General features: G+C 43.5%; 15 protein-coding genes. 7 read left to right on the forward strand and 8 right to left on the reverse strand.

Going from position 1 to position 21,386, the window contains the following annotated elements; genetic code table 11:
* The first annotated feature begins 30 nt into the window (after window positions 1–30).
* Window positions 31–1,992 (forward strand): KUP/HAK/KT family potassium transporter, encoded by a 1,962-nt coding sequence (locus tag G9X62_RS06855; RefSeq protein ID WP_223129995.1) that lies wholly within the window; start codon window positions 31–33, stop codon window positions 1,990–1,992.
* Between the two features lies 1 nt (window position 1,993).
* Complete coding sequence (locus G9X62_RS06860; protein ID WP_223129996.1) at window positions 1,994–2,389, forward strand: HIT family protein; 396 nt, start codon at window positions 1,994–1,996, stop codon at window positions 2,387–2,389.
* On the opposite strand, the gene G9X62_RS06865 is transcribed toward G9X62_RS06860, so the two are convergent.
* Window positions 2,381–3,406 carry an NAD(P)H-dependent glycerol-3-phosphate dehydrogenase gene (locus tag G9X62_RS06865; protein WP_130895896.1) on the reverse strand — a complete coding sequence of 342 codons (1,026 nt, stop codon included), beginning with the start codon at window positions 3,404–3,406 and terminating at the stop codon, window positions 2,381–2,383. The genes G9X62_RS06860 and G9X62_RS06865 overlap by 9 nt on opposite strands.
* An 86-nt stretch (window positions 3,407–3,492) precedes the next feature.
* Between G9X62_RS06865 and G9X62_RS06870 the strand changes: the two genes are divergently transcribed.
* Entirely contained in the window at window positions 3,493–6,183 is a 2,691-nt protein-coding gene (locus tag G9X62_RS06870; protein ID WP_223129997.1) for a glycoside hydrolase family 2 protein, read from the forward strand.
* A 1-nt stretch (window position 6,184) separates the two neighbouring features.
* Here G9X62_RS06870 and G9X62_RS06875 read toward each other — a convergent pair whose 3' ends face one another.
* The 4 genes from G9X62_RS06875 to ettA are packed head-to-tail and all read right to left on the reverse strand — an operon-like array spanning window position 6,185 to window position 11,501.
* Window positions 6,185–6,643, reverse strand: a complete 459-nt coding sequence (locus G9X62_RS06875; protein ID WP_223129998.1) for a DUF1569 domain-containing protein — start codon at window positions 6,641–6,643, stop codon at window positions 6,185–6,187.
* A gap of 4 nt (window positions 6,644–6,647) precedes the next feature.
* Window positions 6,648–8,825, reverse strand: a complete 2,178-nt coding sequence (locus G9X62_RS06880) for a glycosyl hydrolase family 28 protein (RefSeq protein ID WP_223129999.1) — start codon at window positions 8,823–8,825, stop codon at window positions 6,648–6,650.
* 50 nt (window positions 8,826–8,875) lie between these two features.
* The gene (locus G9X62_RS06885; RefSeq protein ID WP_130923778.1) at window positions 8,876–9,835 is read right to left on the reverse strand and encodes an AAA family ATPase; all 960 of its coding nucleotides are present in this window, start codon (window positions 9,833–9,835) and stop codon (window positions 8,876–8,878) included.
* 1 nt (window position 9,836) lies between these two features.
* Window positions 9,837–11,501, reverse strand: a complete 1,665-nt coding sequence (gene ettA, locus G9X62_RS06890) for an energy-dependent translational throttle protein EttA (RefSeq protein ID WP_223130000.1) — start codon at window positions 11,499–11,501, stop codon at window positions 9,837–9,839.
* A 121-nt stretch (window positions 11,502–11,622) separates the two neighbouring features.
* On the opposite strand from ettA, the gene G9X62_RS06895 reads away from it, so the two are divergent.
* On the forward strand, window positions 11,623–12,897 hold the full coding sequence (locus tag G9X62_RS06895) for a DUF349 domain-containing protein (RefSeq protein WP_223130001.1): 1,275 nt from the start codon (window positions 11,623–11,625) through the stop codon (window positions 12,895–12,897).
* Here the strand turns inward: G9X62_RS06895 and G9X62_RS06900 are convergent.
* On the reverse strand, window positions 12,883–14,253 hold the full coding sequence (locus G9X62_RS06900) for a UDP-N-acetylmuramate--L-alanine ligase (protein ID WP_223130002.1): 1,371 nt from the start codon (window positions 14,251–14,253) through the stop codon (window positions 12,883–12,885). The genes G9X62_RS06895 and G9X62_RS06900 overlap by 15 nt on opposite strands.
* 103 nt (window positions 14,254–14,356) lie before the next feature.
* Here G9X62_RS06900 and G9X62_RS06905 point away from each other — a divergent pair, with 103 nt between their 5' ends.
* Window positions 14,357–15,814 (forward strand): type III PLP-dependent enzyme domain-containing protein, encoded by a 1,458-nt coding sequence (locus G9X62_RS06905; protein WP_223130003.1) that lies wholly within the window; start codon window positions 14,357–14,359, stop codon window positions 15,812–15,814.
* 98 nt (window positions 15,815–15,912) lie between these two features.
* Here the strand turns inward: G9X62_RS06905 and glpK are convergent, their stop codons facing one another.
* Window positions 15,913–17,403, reverse strand: coding sequence for a glycerol kinase GlpK (gene glpK, locus G9X62_RS06910; protein ID WP_223130004.1), 1,491 nt, complete (start codon window positions 17,401–17,403; stop codon window positions 15,913–15,915).
* Window positions 17,404–17,409: 6 nt separating this feature from the next.
* On the reverse strand, window positions 17,410–18,111 hold the full coding sequence (locus G9X62_RS06915; RefSeq protein WP_223130005.1) for an MIP/aquaporin family protein: 702 nt from the start codon (window positions 18,109–18,111) through the stop codon (window positions 17,410–17,412).
* An 87-nt stretch (window positions 18,112–18,198) separates the two neighbouring features.
* Between G9X62_RS06915 and ruvB the strand changes: the two genes are divergently transcribed.
* The gene (gene ruvB, locus G9X62_RS06920) at window positions 18,199–19,224 is read left to right on the forward strand and encodes a Holliday junction branch migration DNA helicase RuvB (protein WP_223130006.1); all 1,026 of its coding nucleotides are present in this window, start codon (window positions 18,199–18,201) and stop codon (window positions 19,222–19,224) included.
* Between the two features lie 9 nt (window positions 19,225–19,233).
* Window positions 19,234–21,336 (forward strand): prolyl oligopeptidase family serine peptidase, encoded by a 2,103-nt coding sequence (locus G9X62_RS06925; protein WP_261345500.1) that lies wholly within the window; start codon window positions 19,234–19,236, stop codon window positions 21,334–21,336.
* Window positions 21,337–21,386: the final 50 nt, after the last annotated feature.

Here is a 21,386-nt window from a genome sequence, read left to right on the forward strand (position 1 = left end):
GATAAGACTTTTACTCCCTAGAGATTAATAATGGAACACAAACACAAAAGTAAAGCCACCGCTGCTGGTCTATTAGTAGCGATGGGGATCATTTACGGGGACATTGGAACTTCTCCTTTGTATGTAATGCAATCAATCATCGGAGATAATCCGATTAATTCATTAACCGTATTAGGCGGATTATCTTGTATTTTTTGGACGTTGACATTACAGACAACGTTGAAATATGTGATTTTAATTTTACGAGCAGATAATAAGGGTGAAGGCGGGATCTTTGCCCTTTTTGCATTAGTAAGACGCCATGCGAAGTGGTTAACTTTACCAGCCATTATTGGTGGAGCGACCTTATTAGCAGATGGTATTATTACGCCGCCTATCTCGGTTTCTTCCGCGATTGAAGGATTAAAAATGCTTCACCACAAGGATGGGACACCGTTTGTAACGGATACCGTGCCTATCGTTATTGTTATCTTAACGGTGCTATTCATCTTCCAAATCTTTGGAACAAAGGTGGTAGGTAAGCTTTTTGGACCAATTATGTTATTGTGGTTCTCAATGTTAGGACTTACGGGTTTAATCTGGATCGGTCAAGATTGGTCTATCTTTAGAGCGTTATCTCCTATGTATGCGTGGGAATTATTGACGACGCATCAAGCGGGTTCTGCCGGTTTCTGGACCTTGGGAGCGGTGTTTTTGTGTACAACAGGCGCAGAGGCCTTGTACTCTGATTTAGGCCACTGTGGTAAGGAGAATATTCGCATTAGCTGGGTTTTTGTGAAGATTGCGTTGATTTTACAATATTTTGGACAAGGAGCCTGGTTGTTAGCGCACGAAGGAGCATTATTAGGTGTTCGTAAACCAATCTTTGAATTATTGCCTCGTGAGTTCTTATTTACGGGTATCATGATTGCGACGGCTGCGGCGGTTATCGCTTCTCAAGCTTTGATTTCGGGATCCTTTACCTTGATATCGGAGGCGATTCGCTTGAACTTTTGGCCACGTGTTCGGTTGGTTTATCCATCTGACCAAAAAGGACAATTGTATGTTCCTTCCATCAATATTTTATTGTGGATGGGTTGCGTGGGCGTTGTTCTATGGTTTAAAGAATCAGCGAATATGGAGGCGGCCTACGGTCTTGCTATCACCATGACAATGTTAATGACAACTTCATTAATGGCATATTACCTACATATCAAGAAAGTGGATATGTGGTGGATTCTCTTATTCTTAGCCGTTTATGTATCGCTAGAAGGATCATTCTTAGTGGCGAACTTGCAGAAGTTCTGGCATGGAGGTTATGTTTCTTTATTCATCGCTGGGGTCATTATTTTGATCATGTGGGTATGGTTTAGAGCGACACGCATTAAGAAGAAATTGACGGAATATGAGAAGTTATCGGATTATATCGAGCCATTAAAAGAGTTGAGTAAGGATGAGACAATCCCTAAATACGCGACGCACTTAGTCTTTATGTCCAATGCGGGTCGTGTGACGGATATTGAGTCGAAGATTATTTACTCTATTTTCCAACGTCGCCCTAAGCGTGCAGATATCTATTGGTTTGTGCACGTGGATACCTTGGATGATCCGTATGCGATGGAATACAAAGTGACGGTGATTGAACCAGATGACATCATTAAGGTAAACTTTAAGCTAGGTTTCAAAGTCGAGCAGCGCATTAACTTATACTTCCGTAAGGTAGTGGAGGAGATGGTTTCTCGTGGGGAAGTGGATATAACTTCTCGTTATAAATCATTGAACGAGCAAAACGTGATCGGTGATTTCCGTTTCGTTGTTTTGGAGAAATTCTTATCCTTCGATAACGAATTACCTTTATTAGATCGAATGGTGATGAAGGCCTATTTCTTCGTGAAGCAGTTTACACATTCGGAGGACAAGTACTTCGGTTTGGATTCGGATGCGGTAAAACTAGAGAAAGTACCCATGATTATTAAGCCGATCACTAAATGTAATTTAAAACGTATCGAGTAAGATGAGCACGATATTTACCAAAATAGTCAATAAAGAAATTCCTTGTCATTTGATTAAGGAAGACGATCGTTTTTTGGCATTCTTAGATGTGATGCCTTTAGTGGAAGGCCACGTTCTCGTAATCCCGAAACAAGAGGTAGACTATATCTTCGATTTAGAACCAGAATTGCTAGGGGATTTGATGAAATTCGCTCAAACAATCGCCCCAGCAATCAAGAAAGCAATTCCTTGCAAGCGAGTAGGGGTAGCAGTGATTGGTTTAGAAGTACCTCATGCACACGTGCATTTGGTGCCGATGAACCGTATGTTAGATATTAATTTCTCGCAAGAGAAGATGAAGCCGTCGGCTGAATCTTTGGCCAAAACAGCCGAATTAATTCGCTCCTACTTACTTTAAGAACCCTTTCAGCTTATTCATCTCAAGCATCGGATTCGCTTTTTCGTACACGATATTATAAACCGCCTCGATGATAGGCAATTTAATATTGTGCTGGCGCGAGATGCTGTAGATACTGCGCACGGCATAATAGCCTTCCGCAATCATATTCATTTCGATTTGTGCTGACTTCACGGAATAGCCGCGACCGATCATATTTCCAAAAGTACGGTTACGCGAAAACTGCGAATAAGCCGTCACTAACAAATCCCCTAAATAGCCTGAGCTATTCAAATCTCGGTTTTTCTCCGGATAAACGACATCTAAAAAGATCTTAATTTCTTGCATCGCATTACTCACGAGCACGGCCTGGAAGTTATCCCCAAAACCCAACCCGCGGGTAATTCCGCAGGCCATCGCCACGATATTCTTAATAACGGCACAGTATTCCACACCATACAAATCCTGGATCGCGTGCGCCTGCAAGAAGCGACTATTTAATAGATTCGAGAACGATTGTGCTAAACTTAAATCGGGTGACGCAATGGTCAAATAGGATTGTTTCTCTAAAGCTACCTCTTCCGCGTGGCAAGGACCAGCGATGACACAGGTTTGGCCTAAAGGCAAATTAAAGGCGCGTTCCATCCAGTCTGTCACCAAAAGGTTTTCGTCTGGAATCATTCCCTTGATGGCAGAAACCACTTTTTTGCCCTCGAAATGTTTTTTATTGAGGTCTTTTAATGTACTCGGAATGAAGGCAGCAGGGACTGCTAGAATGATGTATTCTACACCAGCCAGCGCATCCACCATCTTACTGTAAGTCTTTACTTTGCGTGGATTGATAGCCACGTCAGTCAAATAGCTGGGGTTGTGATTGTATTTGCGGATGAATTCAACGTCCGATTTACGGCGGATCCACCACTTAATTTTCACATTGTTTTCAGAAAGGATTTTCACCAAAGCCGTGGCCCAGCTACCTCCACCTAACACAGCTACTTGGGTAGGGATTTTTTTCTTTAATTCCGCTAATTCACTCATTCTGTAAAATTACGCTTATTTGATAAATATCCCGGATTTTTTGCCAAATTTGTACCTTCACCCACCAGGTGTCCCAATCTAAACCTATGAAAAAAATCATCCTATTCCTGCTCGCTGGATTATCTTTCTGTGCGCTTGCACAAAATAAACAACCTCTTCCTGAACATCCACGCCCAGACCTACAAAGGGATCAATGGCTGAACTTGAATGGCTATTGGGACTTTACGTTTGATTCTTCGCTAACAGCTCCGAGTCGCTATGCGAAGAAAATTCTCGTGCCCTTTCCGTGGGGATCACCTCTTTCTGAGGTGAAAGATGAAGCAGATGTGGCCTGGTACCACAAGGAAATTAAAATTCCAGCTACTTGGACGGGCAAACGGGTTTTCATTAACATAGGGGCGTCCGATTGGGAGACAACCCTATTTTTAGACGGCGTTCAAATAGGCAAACACCAAGGTGGTTATACGCCCTTCGATGCGGAATTAGTAGGGGTGAAACCGGGTTCTGTACACCAGATTGCGGTTCGTGTGGATGATAAGCGTCGGATGTTTACGCTCTATGGCAAGCAAGGATATGGGAATGCGCGGGGGATTTGGCAGACGGTTTATTTAGAGGCAAGAGGCCAAAATTTTATAGATCATTATGCGGTCAATCCGGATATTGACTCTAAAAAGGCACAGGTTAAAGTTTATTTAGAAGCACCTGCTCCGAGAAAGCAAGAGGTGAAAATTAGTTTGTCGAATGGACAAACGACATCGGTTTTGATTCCGGCTGGGAAACAGGAGGGTGTGGCAGAAATTGCTTTGAAGGCGATGCATTTATGGTCTCTGGAAGATCCATATTTATATGGCTTGAAATTGCAGTCTAGTAATGATGTTGTGAACGGTTATTTCGGGATGCGGAAAATATCGGTGGTGAATTTACCAGGTTCGAAGATTCCGTATATTGGATTGAATAACAAGCCTATTTATGTTCAATTGGCACTGGATCAAAGCTACCATCCCACTGGTTTTTACACCTTCCCATCCGATCAATTTATGAAGGACGAGATTGTGCGAAGCAAGCGAATTGGCTTGAATGGAATACGCACACACATTAAAGTGGATGTGCCGCGCAAGCTCTATTGGGCGGATAAATTAGGACTTTTGGTGATGTCTGATTTGCCTAATTCGTGGGGTGATCCGGATGCGGCGATGCAAAAGGAGTCGGAGTATACCTTGCACGAGATGATCAAACGCGATTACAATCACCCGGCGATTTTCTCCTGGATTACGTTCAATGAGACTTGGGGTTTGTTCACACACAAGGATAATAAATCGATTTATACGCCGGAAACCCAGAATTGGGTGGCGTCGGTGTATCATTTGGCCAAAACCTTAGACCCCACTCGCCTCGTCGAAGACAATTCCGTTTGCTGCGGAAGAGGTCACACGGAAACCGACATTAACTCATGGCATGCCTACCAGGCCGGCTATGAATGGGATAAACTAGTAGGCGATTTTGCCGCGAAAACCTATCCCGGAAGCACTTGGAACTTTGAAAAAGGCTACCAGCAAGGTACCCAACCGATGATCAACTCGGAATTTGGGAATGTCTGGGGATATCAAGGAAGCACCGGAGATGTTGATTATACCTTCGATTACCACAAAGCCTTGAACTCATTTAGAAACTACCCGCGACTGGCTGGCTGGTTATATACGGAGCACCACGACGTAATTAACGAATGGAATGGCTATTACAAATTTGACAGAACTGAAAAGGAAACGGGATTGAACGCTATTGTCCCTGGGATGTCTCTGAAAGATTTCCATGGACCTTTTTACCTATCTACTGGACAAGAAATCAATTGGGCTGGCAAGGCCGGTCAACAGGTTAAAATTCCTTTGCATCTTTCTTCCATGACGAATACGGCTGGGTCACTTAGCTTAAAAATGTCTTTATCAGGTACGAATGCAGCGGGCGAAAAGTTGAATCGCTGGACTAAAACCTCGGCTTTAACTTATGCTGCCTGGGAGGTGAAGGCCTTGGATTCACTCTCAATTACCTTACCAGCAGATAAATCCATTAATACCTTAGCGTTTGAATTAAGCGATGCATCCGGAAAAGTGGTGCACCGTAATTTTGTGCATTTAATTGTTGAAGAGGGTACTATACAACCTTCAAAAGGACAATTGATTTCGGTGCCAGTGGAGCGTTATAGCTCATCTAGCTGGCCGAAAAAACAATGGACGGGTGTTTTAGGACATAAATTGAATGGGGCAGGAGCGGGTTATTTCGAATACGAAATTCCTTTCCCTACCGCTGGCGCTGAAGGTATCAAACAAGTTCGATTCTTAGTGGAGGCCTCTTCTAAACCTATCCTAGGTAAAGACCGGGATGATGCGGGGAAAATGGATGGGGATTACATGCTCGGCAAAGGAACCTTTGACCCAGGCGTAAATCCCAATGCCTACCCTCAAACAGATCGTTATGCAAGCCCAGCAAAACTGAAAGTAAGTGCAAATGGGATGCTTGCGCAAGAAACGATTTTGGCGGACGATCCGGCTGATCACCAAGGGATCTTGTCTTGGCACTATCAGGCGCGCAATAACAAGCTAGACGAAGCGGGAACCTACGGTTATTTAGTGCAAGGAGTGATACCTACGGCTGCTTGGCAACAAGCTGCTAAAACGGGTAAATTGATCTTGCGATTCGAATCGACAGAAGGTGGATTGTCGCTATATGGAGATCAATCTGGCCGGTATGTGGTCGATCCAAGTATTGTGATAGAAAGATAGATTAAACGCCAAATTGCGCTAAATGGTGGTCAATATGCTTGTAAAGGAGATTGTTCCATTCCGTAGCCGATAAAGTGCCCAAACTCAAGGAAGGGGTTGCAGCTAATTTTTCTGCACCCATCTCTTGAATGGTTTTAATGTAGTTTTTCAGCCTCTCTTTCTCTATTGAGAAATCATACTTATCTGTTCGAATAAAACTAGGGGCGGTTGGTAAATTCCGTTTATAAGGCACTTCGTTTACCATCGATTTTTTTAGAAATAACGTAAGGATTAGGCGCATCAAAAGAGGTGGCTGATCCGTATTAGTTCCTAAAATTTGCTCGTAAGGAACGGCACAATGCGAAAACATTTGGCCCACGGTCATTTTACCCCAAAGCCCCTGACTCTCCGGATTCAATTGGTCGATTCGTCGAAATAGTTCTTCGGTCGTAGAAGCTAGGTAGATAGATGGGTAAGCCAAAAGTTTAGTTCAATTTCCAGCGTTTCACGTTGATTAATTCTGGTTTTTTCTCTCCCGTTTGCGTGAAATGCGCATTTGAGAGTTGAATATCCGTAGCTTCGATAACGCGATATGTTTGATTAGCTTCGATATCAAGGTTAGAAAGATAAATGTGATGGATAGGCATTTCCGGCAATCCGCGCACTAATAAACCGGTCTCTGCTCCTTTTGCTACGACGCGATCCACGAAGATATTTTTGAACTGAGGCGTGCCGGCATCGACGGGTTTGCTTTCGATTTTAGGTGTTTCGCTTCCGTTTCCAAAGGTAGCCACCGGATCTTTTCCTTGATAATACATATCAAATAAGATAGCCTCGCCCGAAATGTTTTTCATACTGATATCTTGGATGTAAACATTCTCCACCACGCCACCACGTCCACGGGCTGTTTTGAAACGCAAGCCCACGTCGGTTCCCAGGAATTGGCAATTGGATACGAAAAGATCATGCACTCCACCTGACATCTCGCTGCCTACTACGACGCCACCGTGTCCGTGGAATACCACACAATTTTCGATGGTGATATGGGCGCTAGGGCGGCCTCTTTTTCTGCCCTCGGCATCTTTGCCTGATTTCAAACAGATACCATCGTCACCTACGTCAAATTTAGAATTGCGAACCGATACATATTCACACGATTCGATGTCGATACCATCTCCGTTTTGGGCGAACCAAGGATTTTTAACCGTAATATTTTCAACCGTTAGGTGTTTGCAAAGCAGGGGATGGACGTTCCAGGCTGGGGAGTTTTGGAAGGTAACTCCTTCTAATAAAATCTGCTCGCATTCACGTAGAGAAATCATATTAGGGCGAAGGAATTCTTTAATCTCTTCAGCTTTAGCCTCAGCAAAACCTGCGGCGATGACGCCTGGTTGATCCATTTTAGATCCCTTTAATGCACGCTCAGTCGGATACCACGTGTCTTTTTTATCATCTAACACGCCACCTGAACGAACCAGTTTATCCCATTCACCTGGTGTTAACTTTCCTTTCTTCACCGGTCTCCAAGCCTCGCCGTTTCCGTCGATGATGCCAGAACCAGTGATGGCGATATTTCGTTCGCCTATCGCCGTAATCGGGGATTGCGCTCTGATCGCATCAACGCCTTCCCAGTTCGTTCTTACCAGTGGATATTGTGCTGCATCCGCGCTGAACTGTAATACCGCGCCAGCGTCTAAATGGAAGTTGATATTGGAGCGTAAGGTAATTGCACCCGTCACGAAGAAACCTGCCGGAACGCGAACCACACCACCGCCCTGCTTCGCGGCGATGTCAATGGCCTGTTGTATAGCTGCTGTATTCAACTTGCTTGCTGAAGAAACGGCACCGTATGAAACGATATTAAACGTATCTTTTTTAAACGCAGTAGTTGCTACGTTCGGTAATTCGAAGACATATTTCTGAGAAAATGACGATTTTTGTAAGAAGCTACGTAGGTGCTCGTTCGAAGCTAAAATGCCTTCAGCAACTAGGGAAGCAATTTTCTTAGCACCAAAAGGAGAGAAGTGCGTATCATCCACCACCCCTTTGCTGAATTTCTTAAAAATTCCCGCTGGGTAATGAAGAAACATCTTCTTCGCTCCCTCAGGTCCTTCTGCTGCAATGTATTTCTTACTTTCCTTCTCGATATCGATTAAAAGTACTTTTTCTGCTTTAGCCACCTCGCGAACCACGGCTGGATAATCCGCGTGTTGGTCTACGAAAACACCTGTAGAATCAAATTTTCTGCGTTGAGTGGGTGTTAATAAGACAGGGATTCCGCCTTTTGAACGCGTTTCGCGCACATAGCGTATGAGGTTTTCACGGAAATCAGTTTGTGCTGGGGCGTAACGGCTGGTGTCAGAGACTTTGGCATCATTATGGCCAAACTGTATCAACACATAATCTCCCTTTTTGATCTGGTTAAATACCTTCGCCCAACGGCCTTCGCGACGGAAGCTTTTCGTGCTTCTACCATTATAGGCGTGGTTTTGGACCTCTACGGCTTCATTAAAAAACGATGCAAAAGGCATCCCCCAACCTGTTTCTGGAAAATCAGCAGATACTTTATCCGCCATCGTTGAATCGCCAATGAGGAAAACGTGCATCGGTTCCGAGGCGGTGAAACTAAAGAAGAACAGGCAAAGGATAACTAGGTATTTCATAAGATCTAATTTGCTATTAAAGCACAAAAGAGCCCATTTTTACCCAAAAATTATCGATTAATTGCGACGCTACTTAAGATAGATTGGATAATTTGAAGTGTGGTGATGTTATCCGCTTCTGCCACATAGTTCAAAATGATGCGGTGATTCAGGATATCTGGTGCCATTTCTTTGATGTCCTCCGGCAATACGTAATCGCGTCCTTCTAAATAGGCCATCACTTTCGCGGCTAAATTCAGCTGAATACTCGCGCGTGGCGATGCCCCAAATTGGATGTAGCCTGCCTCTTGTGTTAAGCCATATTCCGCTGGATTTCTCGTCGCGAAAACGAGTTCGATGATATATTTTTCCAAAGTCTCCGAGATCGTGATCTCATTGATTTCCTTACGGATTTTGGCAATATCTTCTGCATTTAAAACGGTCTTAGGCTCGTAATTGAAGTCCATATTCGACTTCTGGCGCATCACCGCTAATTCCTGATCCTTGTCTAGATAATTTAAGAACACCTTGAGCATAAAACGATCCACCTGTGCCTCTGGAAGAGGGAAGGTGCCTTCTTGCTCGACTGGATTTTGGGTCGCTAATACTAAGAATGGTTTGTCTAACGGATACGTCGTATCCCCAATCGTCACCTGCTTCTCCGCCATAGCCTCTAAAAGCGCTGATTGCACTTTCGCAGGAGCGCGGTTAATCTCATCCGCAAGGATGATTTGCGCAAAAATGGGTCCTTTCTTTACCTCAAATTCGGATTTCTTCGGATTGTAAATCATCGTCCCCACTAAATCTGCAGGTAATAAATCCGGAGTGAATTGGATACGGTGAAAATGTAAGTCGAGAATTTTAGCTAAGGTGTTAATCGTTAACGTCTTCGCTAATCCAGGCACCCCTTCTAACAGGACGTGACCGCCTGTAAAAAGACCCACTAATAAGCGATTAATAAGGCGTTCCTGACCAATGACCACTTTGCCCATTTCGTCAATGACGGCCTGAATTTTTTCTCTCGAGTTCATATTACTGCAATTTCTTGTACCGAATACGTTTAGGCGTGGTATCCCCTAAGCGCTTCTTACGTGATTCTTCGTATTCTGAATAATTTCCTTCAAACCAAACCACCTGAGAATCTCCTTCAAAGGCTAAAATATGCGTCGCGATGCGGTCTAAGAACCAACGGTCGTGGGAGATGACTACCGCACAACCCGCGAAGTTTTCTAAACCTTCTTCTAAAGCACGAAGTGTATTTACGTCCAAATCATTGGTCGGCTCATCGAGTAATAACACGTTCGCGCCTTCCTTCAACATCATCGCTAAGTGAACGCGGTTACGCTCTCCACCGGATAACATGCTGATTTTCTTCTCTTGATCGGCACCGTTAAAGTTGAATTTGCTGACGTAAGCACGCGCATTTGCCTGCTTTCCGCCTAACATCACCCAATCGTTTCCGTCTGAAACCGTTTCGAAAACGGATTTTTCCGCTTTCAATTGGTTATGCTCTTGATCTACATAGGCTAATTTCACGGTTTCACCTACTTCGAAAGTTCCGGCATCCGGTTGGATCTTGCCCGTGATCAAGTTGAAAAGGGTCGTTTTACCCGCACCGTTTGGCCCAATAATTCCGACGATACCTGCTGGAGGTAATGAGAAACTCAGGTTTTCATACAATAATTTATCTCCAAATGATTTCGATACACCTTGTACCTCAATCACCTTATTTCCTAAACGTGGACCCGCTGGAATGAATAATTCCAACTTGTCTTCTTTCTGTTTGTTCTCTTCTGAAAGGAGTTTTTCGTACGCTCCAATACGCGCTTTGGACTTCGCCTGACGTGCTTTTGGCGCCATACGTACCCATTCTAACTCACGCTGCAAGGTCTTCTGGCGACGGGATTCTGTCTTTTCCTCTTGCGCTAAACGGTTTTGTTTTTGCTCTAACCAAGATGAATAGTTCCCTTTCCATGGAATACCTTCGCCACGATCTAGTTCTAAAATCCAGCCCGCCACGTTATCCAAGAAGTATCTATCGTGGGTAACGGCGATCACGGTACCTTTGTATTGACGTAAATGCTGCTCTAACCAGTCCACGGATTCCGCATCCAAGTGGTTAGTAGGCTCATCTAATAAAAGGACATCCGGCTCTTGTAATAATAAGCGACAAAGCGCCACACGGCGTTTTTCACCCCCTGAAAGGGTACTCACTAAAGCGTCAGATGGAGGACAACGTAAGGCATCCATCGCCTTTTCTAAACGTGTATCTAATTCCCAGGCATTGAAGTGATCCAGTTTTTCTTGGACTTCACCTTGGCGCGCTAATAATTTATCAAAATCAGCATCTGGATCTCCAAAAGCCTCATTAATCTCATCGAATTCCTTTAACAGGTTCTTGATTTCTACGACCGCTTCTTCCACGACTTCGATTACCGTTTTGTTCGGGTCTAATTGCGGTTCTTGCTCTAATAAACCTACCGTATAGCCTGGTGAAAACACCACATCTCCGGTGTAGGATTTGTCGATTCCAGCGATGATGCGCAATAGGGTGGACTTTCCAGATCCATTAAGACCCAAGACACCAATTTTGGCACCATAGAAAAAGGATAAATAAATGTTTTTTATAATGGTCTTTTGAGGAGGGATGACTTTCGACACACGCTCCATCGAAAAGATGATCGTTTCGTTACTCATTAAATTTTATTTTTGTACAACCCACAAATATCGCAATTTTTTAAATAAATTAGAGGTGAATTAAGATTTACGATTAACATTTGAGCCAAAGCACCTGCTTGAAGCTCTTTCTTTAAAACATATGAGCCAGCCCACATCAAACGAGTTTGGATTTTGCCGCGACGGCAAAGTTTTCATCAACGCCTATTTAAGCTATCCTGAGCGCGAAATCGGTTTCGTACGCAACTCAGAGGAAGAAGCCCTAGCCTATTTTATGAAACGTTTTGACCTCGCGGTAAGCAAGGTGAAAGGTTTGTCTGCTGAAATTGAAGCAGCACAAAATAAGGGATCATTTCTGACCAAAGTTTTGCAGATGCAAACCTACCTCATCGAATTCGATGGACTAGGTGATTTTAAGCCCTTATTAGCAGAATTAGAGAAGCACGAGGCGTATTTGAAAGAATTAATTCAGGCGAATCAGGTAAAAAACCTCGAAATCAAACGTGCCTTAATTCAAGACGCGAAAGAAATCTCGGAGGAAGAAGACGTAGTGGAATCGACAGATAAGTTGATGGAGGTGAAAATGAAGTGGGTGAAGACGGGTCCTGTTGATAAACAATATCAAGATGAACTAACGACAGAATTCCAAGAGGTATTGGATGCCTTCTTCTTGAAACGCCGTGCCTATTTTGAAGAAAAGAACCGCCAGATAGACGAGAAGATTTTGATCTTACAAGGCTACATCGATAACGTACATCAATTGCGTAAGGCAGAGGATATCGATGATTCGGTGGTGAAGGTGAAAGAGATTCAGAAGGAGTGGAAGAATGTGATTGGGTTGCCGCCTAAGAAGCAGTCGATGCTTTGGAAGAACTTTAAGAAGGCAAACGATATGTTCTTCGAGAAATACAACCGCATTAAAGGGATTGATTACAAACCGCGTGTTGACCCGCGCGTGTTAGAATTAACGACGATGACGGGGGAATTGGAATTGAAATTAAGAGATCAAGTAAATATTGTGGCGACCGCGGATTTAGCGAAAGCCTATTTAGTGAAGTGGAAAGAGATTTCTTCTCAAATCAAAAATATGGATCGCTCACTCGCAGAGCGATTCCGCACGATTTGCGACAAGATCTTCGAGATGAATTATTTATTGCGGGTAATTTCGTATCGCCACGCGAACTTAAATGAGAAGCCACGCATCGAGCAGTTGAAGATCATGATCAACCAGATGGATTATATGGCAAAGAAAGAAAAGGGTGAACTTGAATCTTTCATTGCTGAATCGGAGGCAACTCGTATGATGGAGGATAAAATTACCTTGAGTAAAATCAATACCCAGAAACGCAAAATCTCCATGAAGGAGATTTTGTTGACGGGATTTAAAGATGAATTAGACGTATTATTGAATTCGTAATCCGAGTTCGGAAGCTAATCCAGGAAAATCGAGACCATCGAAGGTGCCAGACGACATCATCAATAGGTTTTGGTTTTCCTGATTTTGTTTTAACAAGATTTGCTTCAGCTCTTCTTGTTCACGTACCACGACTAAGTTTGGGTGATTGAAATAGGTTTGAACCGTTTCTGCTTCGATTTTATCCATGCGCTTAATGGCCCTCGCGTGTTCGCTTAAGTAAATAATCGCTAAATCTGCATCTGCTAACGTCCCTTTGTATTCCGGAAGAAACGCCGGATTCAAACTGCTAAATGTATGCAATTCGAGTGCGGCCACTAATTTGCGCTGTGGAAATTGGGCTTTCAAAGCCTGAGTGGTTGCTTTCACTTTCGAAGGAGCGTGAGCAAAATCTTTGTATAGCAATTGCGTGTCCGATTCACCTACCCATTCTAACCGTTTCGCCGCTCCTTTAAAGGATTGAATGGCGGTGTAGAATTCGGTTTCGTTTACGCCTAATTGTGAACAGATATGTAAGGCTCCTTGCAAATTCTTTAGTGTATGTTCTCCAAAAACCTGTAAGCCATATTCCTTCCCATCGTTTCCTTTTAAGAACGTTTGGCCATTTCTGATGACGGAATTATGTGCTTCATATCCCTCCGAATGGCAATGGGCTGGGCAAGCCTCAGCGATGGCCTCTAAGGTTTTGTCTGTTTTATCAAAGAATAAATGACCTGCCTTAGGCATCTCTTTTACGAGATTTTCGAAGGCTTCCGTATAGGATTCAAAGGTTGGATATACATTAATATGATCCCAAGCGATACCTGAAATCAAAGCAATGTGTGGTTGATATAAAAGAAATTTGGCTCTGCGATCGATAGGAGAGGCTAAATATTCGTCGCCCTCGATGATCATGATAGGGGCATCCGTGATGGAGGCCATTAAATCAAATCCTTCGATTCGTGCACCTACTAGGTAGTCGAATTTCTTGTTTAGGGTCTTTAAAACATGCAAAATCATCGAGGTGATACTCGTTTTGCCGTGGCTGCCGGCGATGACAATGCGCTGTTTGTTTTTGCTTTGTTCGTAGATGAAAGAAGGGTAGGATTCGATTTTTAATCCTAATTCTTGTGCTCTTAAAAGTTCTGGATTGTCAGCGCGTGCGTGCATTCCTAAAACAATGGTGTCAATGTCCGCGTTTATTTTATCTGGGAACCAACCAAACTCGGCAGGTAAGAGGCCGTGTTTCTCCAAAAGACTTTTGGATGGTTCGTAGATTTCATCGTCTGAGCCCGTTATTTCGTGTCCTTGAGATAAAAGAGCTAAGGCTAAGTTGTGCATCGCAGCACCACCGATGGCGATAAAATGAATTTTGGACATAATAACTTAATATGTATTTGTCTTGCAAAGTACATACTTTTATTGCAGTTTTGCACGTTTTTCCACAAACTCGAGGTGAACTCGGGTGCATTTAAATAGTAAGATGAAAAATTACATCGATCTAATTGACCAAACCATCGAGTTTCCTACTCGTGAGTTTAATATCAATGAGAACAATGAATTGTTATTTAACAATGTGCCTTTAATGGAAATCATTAAGCAATACGGTACGCCTTTAAAGGTTTCGTATTTGCCTAAAATTTCAGAACACATCGAGAATGCGAAGCTTCTCTTCAGAAACGCGATCAAAAAGTACAATTACAAAGGAAACTATACCTATTGCTATTGTACGAAATCGTCTCATTTCTCTTTTATTTTAGAGGAAGTTTTGAAGCAAAATGTACACCTAGAAACGTCTAGCGCTTTTGATATTCCGATCATTCGCGACATGTACAACCAAGGGAAAATCTCTAAATCGACTTATATTTTGTGTAATGGTTACAAGCAGCCCTTGTATACCCAATATATCTCTGAGTTAATTAACGACGGGTTTAATTGCATTCCCGTATTAGATAATCTGAAGGAAATCGATTTCTATGAGAAATCGGTGACAGCAGAAAAGGTAAACATCGCCATTCGCATCGCGACGGATGAAGAGCCTGATTTCGCTTTCTATACGTCTCGTTTAGGGGTTCGTTATTCGGATGTAAACACCCTTTACAACGAAAAGATTAAGCCTAATCCGCGTTTCAACTTGAAGATGTTACACTTCTTCATTAACACGGGGATTAAGGATTCTGCCTATTATTGGTCTGAATTAAGCCGTTTCGTGTATAAATACTGCGAAATGAAGAAGATTTGTCCGGAATTAGATTCGATCGATTTAGGCGGAGGCTTACCTATCCAGACTTCGTTGCAATTCAATTACGATTACCAAGCGATGGTCGATGAAATCGTCGAGTCAATCTCTTGGATTTGCAACAAAAACAACGTGCCTGTTCCTAACATCTTTACCGAGTTCGGATCCTACACAGTAGGAGAAAGTGGTGCGGTATTATACGAGATTATTGACCAAAAGTTGCAGAATGACAAGGAGCTTTGGTATATGATTGATGGTTCTTTCATTACTCAATTGCCTGACTCTTGGGGAATGAACCAGAAATACATCATGTTGCCTGTAAACAACTGGGGAATGCCTTACCAAAAGGTTAACCTAGGTGGTTTAACCTGTGATTCGATGGATTTCTATAATACGGAAGCGCATAGCTCCGATTTATACTTGCCTATTTTTGAAGAGGAGTCAGAACGTCAATACGTTGGATTCTTCCACACTGGTGCTTACCAAGAATCATTGGGAGGTTATGGTGGTATTCAACACTGCTTGATTCCTGCGCCTAAGCACGTGATTATCGACCGTTTAGAAGATGGTACCATTACGACTCGCTTGTTCTCAGAGGAACAAAAGAGTGCGCCGATGTTAGATATCTTAGGATACCAGCATTCGGAGCCAGTGGTTGCAAAAAAGGAAACGCCTGCAAAAGCGAAGTTAGCTTCGGTCTAAGATGAAAAAAGGAATCTTGATTCTAGCCTTAGCTTGCGCATTAATCTCTTGTTCGAGACAAGCCACTTGCCCAGCCTATGGGATGACGCGCGCAAATACTAATCCTCCCAGTCAAAGGTTTTAGTCACCGCTTTCTTCCATTGCTTACGGTAACGCGCTCGTTTATCGGAATCCATTGCTGGTTTCCAGGTATGCGCGATTCCCCAATTTTTGCGTAAGTCATCTAAGTTTGCCCAATAACCTACGGCAAGTCCTGCCGCATAGGCTGCTCCCAAGGCTGTGGTTTCGATGATCTTTGGACAGATAACTTCTTCTCCGATAATATCCGATTGGAACTGCATTAATAATTGATTCACGACCATTCCGCCATCAACGCGAAGAGAGGCGATAGGGATGCCTGCATCTTTTTCCATCGCTTCGAGTACTTCCCAGGTTTGGAAAGCCGTTGCTTCTAGGGCCGCGCGCGCGATATGTGATTTATTGATGAATCGAGTTAAGCCCACTAAGGCACCACGTGCATCTTGTTTCCAATAGGGTGCATATAAGCCAGAAAAGGCAGGTACGAAATAGCAACCGCCATTATCTTCCACCTGCTTTGCCAGTTTTTCGATATCTGGGCTGTGTTTAATGATGCCTAAATTATCCCGTAACCATTGAACTAATGCGCCCGTGATCGCCACAGAGCCCTCTAAGGCATAATGCACAGGATCATTGCCTAATTGATAAGCAACGGTGGTTAATAGGCCAAATTGTGATGGAATAGCCTTCGTTCCCGTATTCATTAATAAGAAACAGCCGGTACCATACGTATTTTTTCCTTGGCCGGGATTGAAACAAGTTTGGCCGACTAACGCCGCTTGTTGATCGCCTAAAATTCCAGCTAATGGAACCCCGCCAAGCACTCCTTTTGCTTTCGCATACACTAGAGAACTGGATTTAATCTCCGGAAGCATCGCTTTAGGAATGCTTAGTACGTTTAGAATTTCGTCATCCCAGGCACAGGTTTGCAAGTCCATTAATTGGGTGCGACTTGCGTTCGTCACATCGGTGATGTGAATCCCACCATCAATTCCACCCGTTAAATGCCAAGCGATAAAGGTATCCATCGTACCGAAAAGCGCATCGCCTTTCTCCGCATCTGCTCGCAATCCATCAATGTTATTTAATAACCAGCGTAGTTTTAAACCACTGAAATAGGTAGCTAGTGGAAGACCCGTTTTTGCTCTAAAACGATCCATTCCGCCGTCCTTGGCTAGTTCCGCTAGTTCAGAACCTACGCGTGTATCTTGCCAAACAATCGCATTATAATACGCCTTACCTGTTTTTTTATTCCAAACGACCGTCGTTTCCCGCTGGTTTGTGATACCTACCGCCGCTAAATCCTTCGCTGAAAGATTCGCTTTCCCGAGCGCTAGACCAATCACCTCTTGGGTATTTTTCCAAATCTCGTGTGAATCGTGCTCCACCCAGCCCGCTTGGGGATAGATTTGTTGGTGCTCTTTTTGGCCTACTGAAATGATTTCTCCGGCCTTATTAAATATAATAAAACGAGAACTCGTGGTTCCCTGATCGATCGATCCTACGTACATAGTGAATTAGTTGAGGGTCAAAATAAAAGCACCTAAAACAGCTCCCGCCGCTGGTCCTAACACCGGAATCCAGGCATATTCCCATCCGGAATCTCCTTTGTTGGGAATCGGTAAAATAGCGTGCATAATACGCGGTCCTAAATCACGAGCCGGATTAATCGCATAACCCGTCGTTCCACCTAAACCAAGACCGATCGCCCATACTAAAATCCCCACCATAAAGGGCCCTAAACCCGTTTCAATCGTAGAAAAAGTGCCTAAAGCTACGACGGCAAGGGCAGAAGCAAATGCTTCTGAAATAAAATTGAAAGGGGTATTTTTAATGGCTGGATCGGTGCAAAACGAAGCGCGAATAGCTCCTTTGTCTTCTGTCACATCGTAATGTGGCTTGTAATGTAACCAAACCAATAGTTGGCCTAACATCGCTCCCAAAAGCTGTGCACCGATGAAGGTAGGAAATAAGCTCCAATCCCCCGATTTTACACAACCTGCAATGGTTACGATTGGGTTTAAGTGAGCACCAGAGCTTCCGAAATAAGTCGAAACATAGATGGCAACCGTTACCGCAAAGGCCCAAGCCGCCGCGATAGCTAATAAGCCAGTGCCACTTCCTTTGGTGTCTTTTAATAACATGTTGGCGACAACGCCATTTCCGAGGTATAATAAGGTAGCTGTTCCGGCGAGTTCGCCAATGAAAATGGATGACATAGGTTGAGGTTGTTCTTTTGGTTTTCCAAAACTATAAAATCTTCTCAATAAAAAAATTATCTTTGATTTCAATTTGACAATTCAACGATGCGGGAAGATTATTTAACTGGGGATGCGGAATCGCTGAACCCACAAGAAAAGGAGTTTGACAAAGCCTTACGCCCCTTAAGTTTTGAGGATTTTTCTGGCCAAGGGAAGATTGTTGATAACCTGCAAATCTTTGTGGGAGCTGCAAAAGCGCGCGAGGAAGCATTGGATCACGTTTTATTGCATGGGCCTCCGGGTCTAGGAAAGACCACCTTGTCGCACATTATCGCGAATGAATTAGGTTCAAGTTTGAAGATTTCGTCTGGTCCAGTTTTGGACAAACCCTCTGATTTAGCCGGTTTGTTGACGAATTTGCAATCCTACGACGTTTTATTTATTGATGAAATCCACCGCTTGAATCCGATCGTGGAGGAATATTTGTATTCCGCTATGGAGGATTACAAGATCGATATTATGTTGGATTCGGGTCCTAATGCACGTAGCATACAGATTGGTTTAAATCCCTTTACTTTAATTGGGGCTACGACAAGAGCTGGTCTTTTGACATCTCCATTGCGTGCGCGTTTTGGAATTAATGCCCGATTAGAATATTATGATGCTGCTTTATTGACCAAAATCGTGAAGCGTTCTGCCTCCATTTTGGATATGCCTATCGACGAATCAGGGGCCTATGAAATTGCGAGACGCAGCCGTGGTACACCGCGTATTGCGAATAATTTGCTACGCCGCACGCGTGATTTCGCCCAAATGAAAGGCAACGGTTCCATCGACGTGAAGATCGCCGAGATTGCCTTGAATGCCTTGGATGTAGACCAAAATGGTTTAGACGAAATGGATAACCGTATCTTATTAACTATCATTGAGAAGTTCAAGGGAGGTCCGGTGGGCCTAACGACGATTGCTACTGCTTGCGGCGAGGAGGCAGAAACCATAGAAGAAGTTTACGAACCTTTTTTAATACAAGAGGGATTCTTGAAGCGTACCTCTAGAGGGCGTGAAGCAACGGAAAAAGCGTATCGCCACGTGGGGATTGCACCTAGAGCTGAAACAGGATCGCTATTTTAATCTACACCTATGTCAACAAGAAAAATGTTAATTGCAGGAATGATGTTTGTTTCTGCTAGTGCTTTGGCCCAAATGAAATACCCACAAACGAAGAAAATCGATCACGTTGATAATTACCACGGAACGCAGGTTGCGGACCCCTATCGCTGGTTAGAAGATGATAATAGTGAAGAAACGAAGGCTTGGGTGAAGGCGCAAAACGAGGTAAGCTTTGGCTATTTAAACCAAATTCCGCTTCGCGAAGAATTCAAAAAGCGCATCGAAGCCTTAAGTAATTACGAAAAGATTTCTGCTCCATCCCGTAAAGGTGAATGGTATTATTTCTACAAAAACAGTGGTTTACAAAACCAATCGGTGCTTTATCGCCAAAAAGGCCTCAACGGAAAGCCAGAATTAGTCATTGATCCGAACACTTTATCTAAGGAGGGTACCACTCGTTTGACCGTATTTTCGTTGGACAAAAAAGGTAAATACGCTTGCGTAGGATTAAGCTTAAGCGGCAGCGACTGGCAAACCTACTACGTTCGGGATATGGAAACGGGTAAAAACTTGGCAGATGAACTGAGCTGGGTAAAAGTGAGCGGCGTGGCTTGGAAAGGCAATGGCTTTTTCTATTCACGTTATCCAGAACCAGGTAAAGGAAAAGAATTAAGTACGAAAAACGAGAACCACCAAGTGTGGTTTCACACGGTAGGCACTCCGCAATCACAAGACCAGTTGATTTACGAAGACCCTAAAAACCCACAACGTTTCCATACGGTAAGTACATCTGATGATGAGCGCTTTGCGTTCTTGACCATTTCGGATCGCGGAAAAGGCCTGGATGGAAACGCACTTTGGATAATGGATGCGGCTAAGAAGGAAACGAAATTCAAATCGATCGTGGCTGAACCAGGTAAATATGATTTCAGCATCGTGGATAACGATGGAGACATCTTGATCTTAGAAACGAACGAGGGAGCACCGAATAAGAAAATTGTTCGCGTTGATCCAATGCATCCTGAAAAATCAAACTGGAAAACAATTGTTTCTGAAAAGGCGGAGCCTTTGCAAGGAGTCAATACGGTGGGAAAACGTTTGTTCTTGAACTATTCAAAAGATGTGACATCCCGCGTAATTAGCTACGATTACAATGGAAAAGAATTGGGTTCGGTTAGTTTGCCAGGCCTGGGAAATGCAGGTGGATTTGGCGGTGAGAAAGAAGATAAATTTACTTTCTACACCTATTCTTCCTTCAATTTTCCTCCTACGATTTACCGCTATGATTTAGCGACGAATACTTCGACTGTTTTCCAAAAGCCCAATCTGGCCTTTGACCCCACAGATTATACCGTCGTTCAGAAGTTCTATCCTTCTAAAGACGGCACCCAAGTTCCCATGTTCATTGTGAGCAAAAAGGGAATTCAAATGAATGGTAAAAATCCGACTATCTTGTATGGTTACGGCGGATTTAACATCAGTTCTACGCCTTCCTTCTCCGCGAGCCTTATTCCTTGGTTAGAAAAAGGTGGCATCTATGTGGTAGCTAATTTACGTGGCGGTAGTGAGTATGGGGAGAAATGGCACGAAGCAGGAATGAAATTGAAAAAGCAGAATGTGTTCGACGATTTCATCGCGGGAGCAGAATATTTGATTCGCGAGAAATACACCTCGCCAGCCTATCTAGCGGCTTCTGGTCGTTCGAACGGTGGTTTATTAGTAGGGGCAGCGATTAACCAGCGCCCAGATTTGTTTGCAGCCGCATTACCAGGTGTGGGTGTAATGGATATGTTACGTTTCCAAAAATTCACTATCGGTTGGAACTGGGTCGCAGATTACGGCAGCAGTGATAATGCGGATGAGTTTACAGCGTTATATGCCTATTCTCCTTTGCATAACATTAAGGCGATGAACTATCCAGCTACGATGGTCTTCACTTCAGATCACGATGACCGCGTGGTTCCGGCTCACTCTTTCAAATATGCGGCTACGCTTCAAGAGAAGAATACTGCTGCTAAACCAATGATCATTCGGATTGATACGAATAGTGGACACGGATCTTCTAATACGGCAAAATTGATTGAACTGACGGCTGATTCCTATGCCTTTGTTCTCTATAACATGGGTAAATAATAAAAAAAGCCTGGAAATAAATCTCCAGGCTTTTTCATTCTCAAACCTTA

This window comes from Aquirufa lenticrescens, assembly GCF_019916085.1.
Taxonomy (GTDB): Bacteria; Bacteroidota; Bacteroidia; order Cytophagales; family Spirosomataceae; genus Aquirufa; species Aquirufa lenticrescens.

Excerpts from the sequence above, each read along its gene's own strand:
- G9X62_RS06855 (WP_223129995.1), top strand. The coding sequence starts at position 31 with ATGGAACACAAACACAAAAGTAAAGCCACCGCTGCTGGTCTATTAGTA.
- glpK (WP_223130004.1), bottom strand. The coding sequence starts at position 17,403 with ATGTACGTAGGATCGATCGATCAGGGAACCACGAGTTCTCGTTTTATT.
- G9X62_RS06905 (WP_223130003.1), top strand. The coding sequence starts at position 14,357 with ATGAAAAATTACATCGATCTAATTGACCAAACCATCGAGTTTCCTACT.
- ettA (WP_223130000.1), bottom strand. The coding sequence starts at position 11,501 with ATGAGTAACGAAACGATCATCTTTTCGATGGAGCGTGTGTCGAAAGTC.
- ruvB (WP_223130006.1), top strand. The coding sequence starts at position 18,199 with ATGCGGGAAGATTATTTAACTGGGGATGCGGAATCGCTGAACCCACAA.
- G9X62_RS06880 (WP_223129999.1), bottom strand. The coding sequence starts at position 8,825 with ATGAAATACCTAGTTATCCTTTGCCTGTTCTTCTTTAGTTTCACCGCC.
- G9X62_RS06885 (WP_130923778.1), bottom strand. The coding sequence starts at position 9,835 with ATGAACTCGAGAGAAAAAATTCAGGCCGTCATTGACGAAATGGGCAAA.
- G9X62_RS06925 (WP_261345500.1), top strand. The coding sequence starts at position 19,234 with ATGTCAACAAGAAAAATGTTAATTGCAGGAATGATGTTTGTTTCTGCT.
- G9X62_RS06895 (WP_223130001.1), top strand. The coding sequence starts at position 11,623 with ATGAGCCAGCCCACATCAAACGAGTTTGGATTTTGCCGCGACGGCAAA.
- G9X62_RS06900 (WP_223130002.1), bottom strand. The coding sequence starts at position 14,253 with ATGTCCAAAATTCATTTTATCGCCATCGGTGGTGCTGCGATGCACAAC.
- G9X62_RS06870 (WP_223129997.1), top strand. The coding sequence starts at position 3,493 with ATGAAAAAAATCATCCTATTCCTGCTCGCTGGATTATCTTTCTGTGCG.
- G9X62_RS06860 (WP_223129996.1), top strand. The coding sequence starts at position 1,994 with ATGAGCACGATATTTACCAAAATAGTCAATAAAGAAATTCCTTGTCAT.
- G9X62_RS06915 (WP_223130005.1), bottom strand. The coding sequence starts at position 18,111 with ATGTCATCCATTTTCATTGGCGAACTCGCCGGAACAGCTACCTTATTA.
- G9X62_RS06865 (WP_130895896.1), bottom strand. The coding sequence starts at position 3,406 with ATGAGTGAATTAGCGGAATTAAAGAAAAAAATCCCTACCCAAGTAGCT.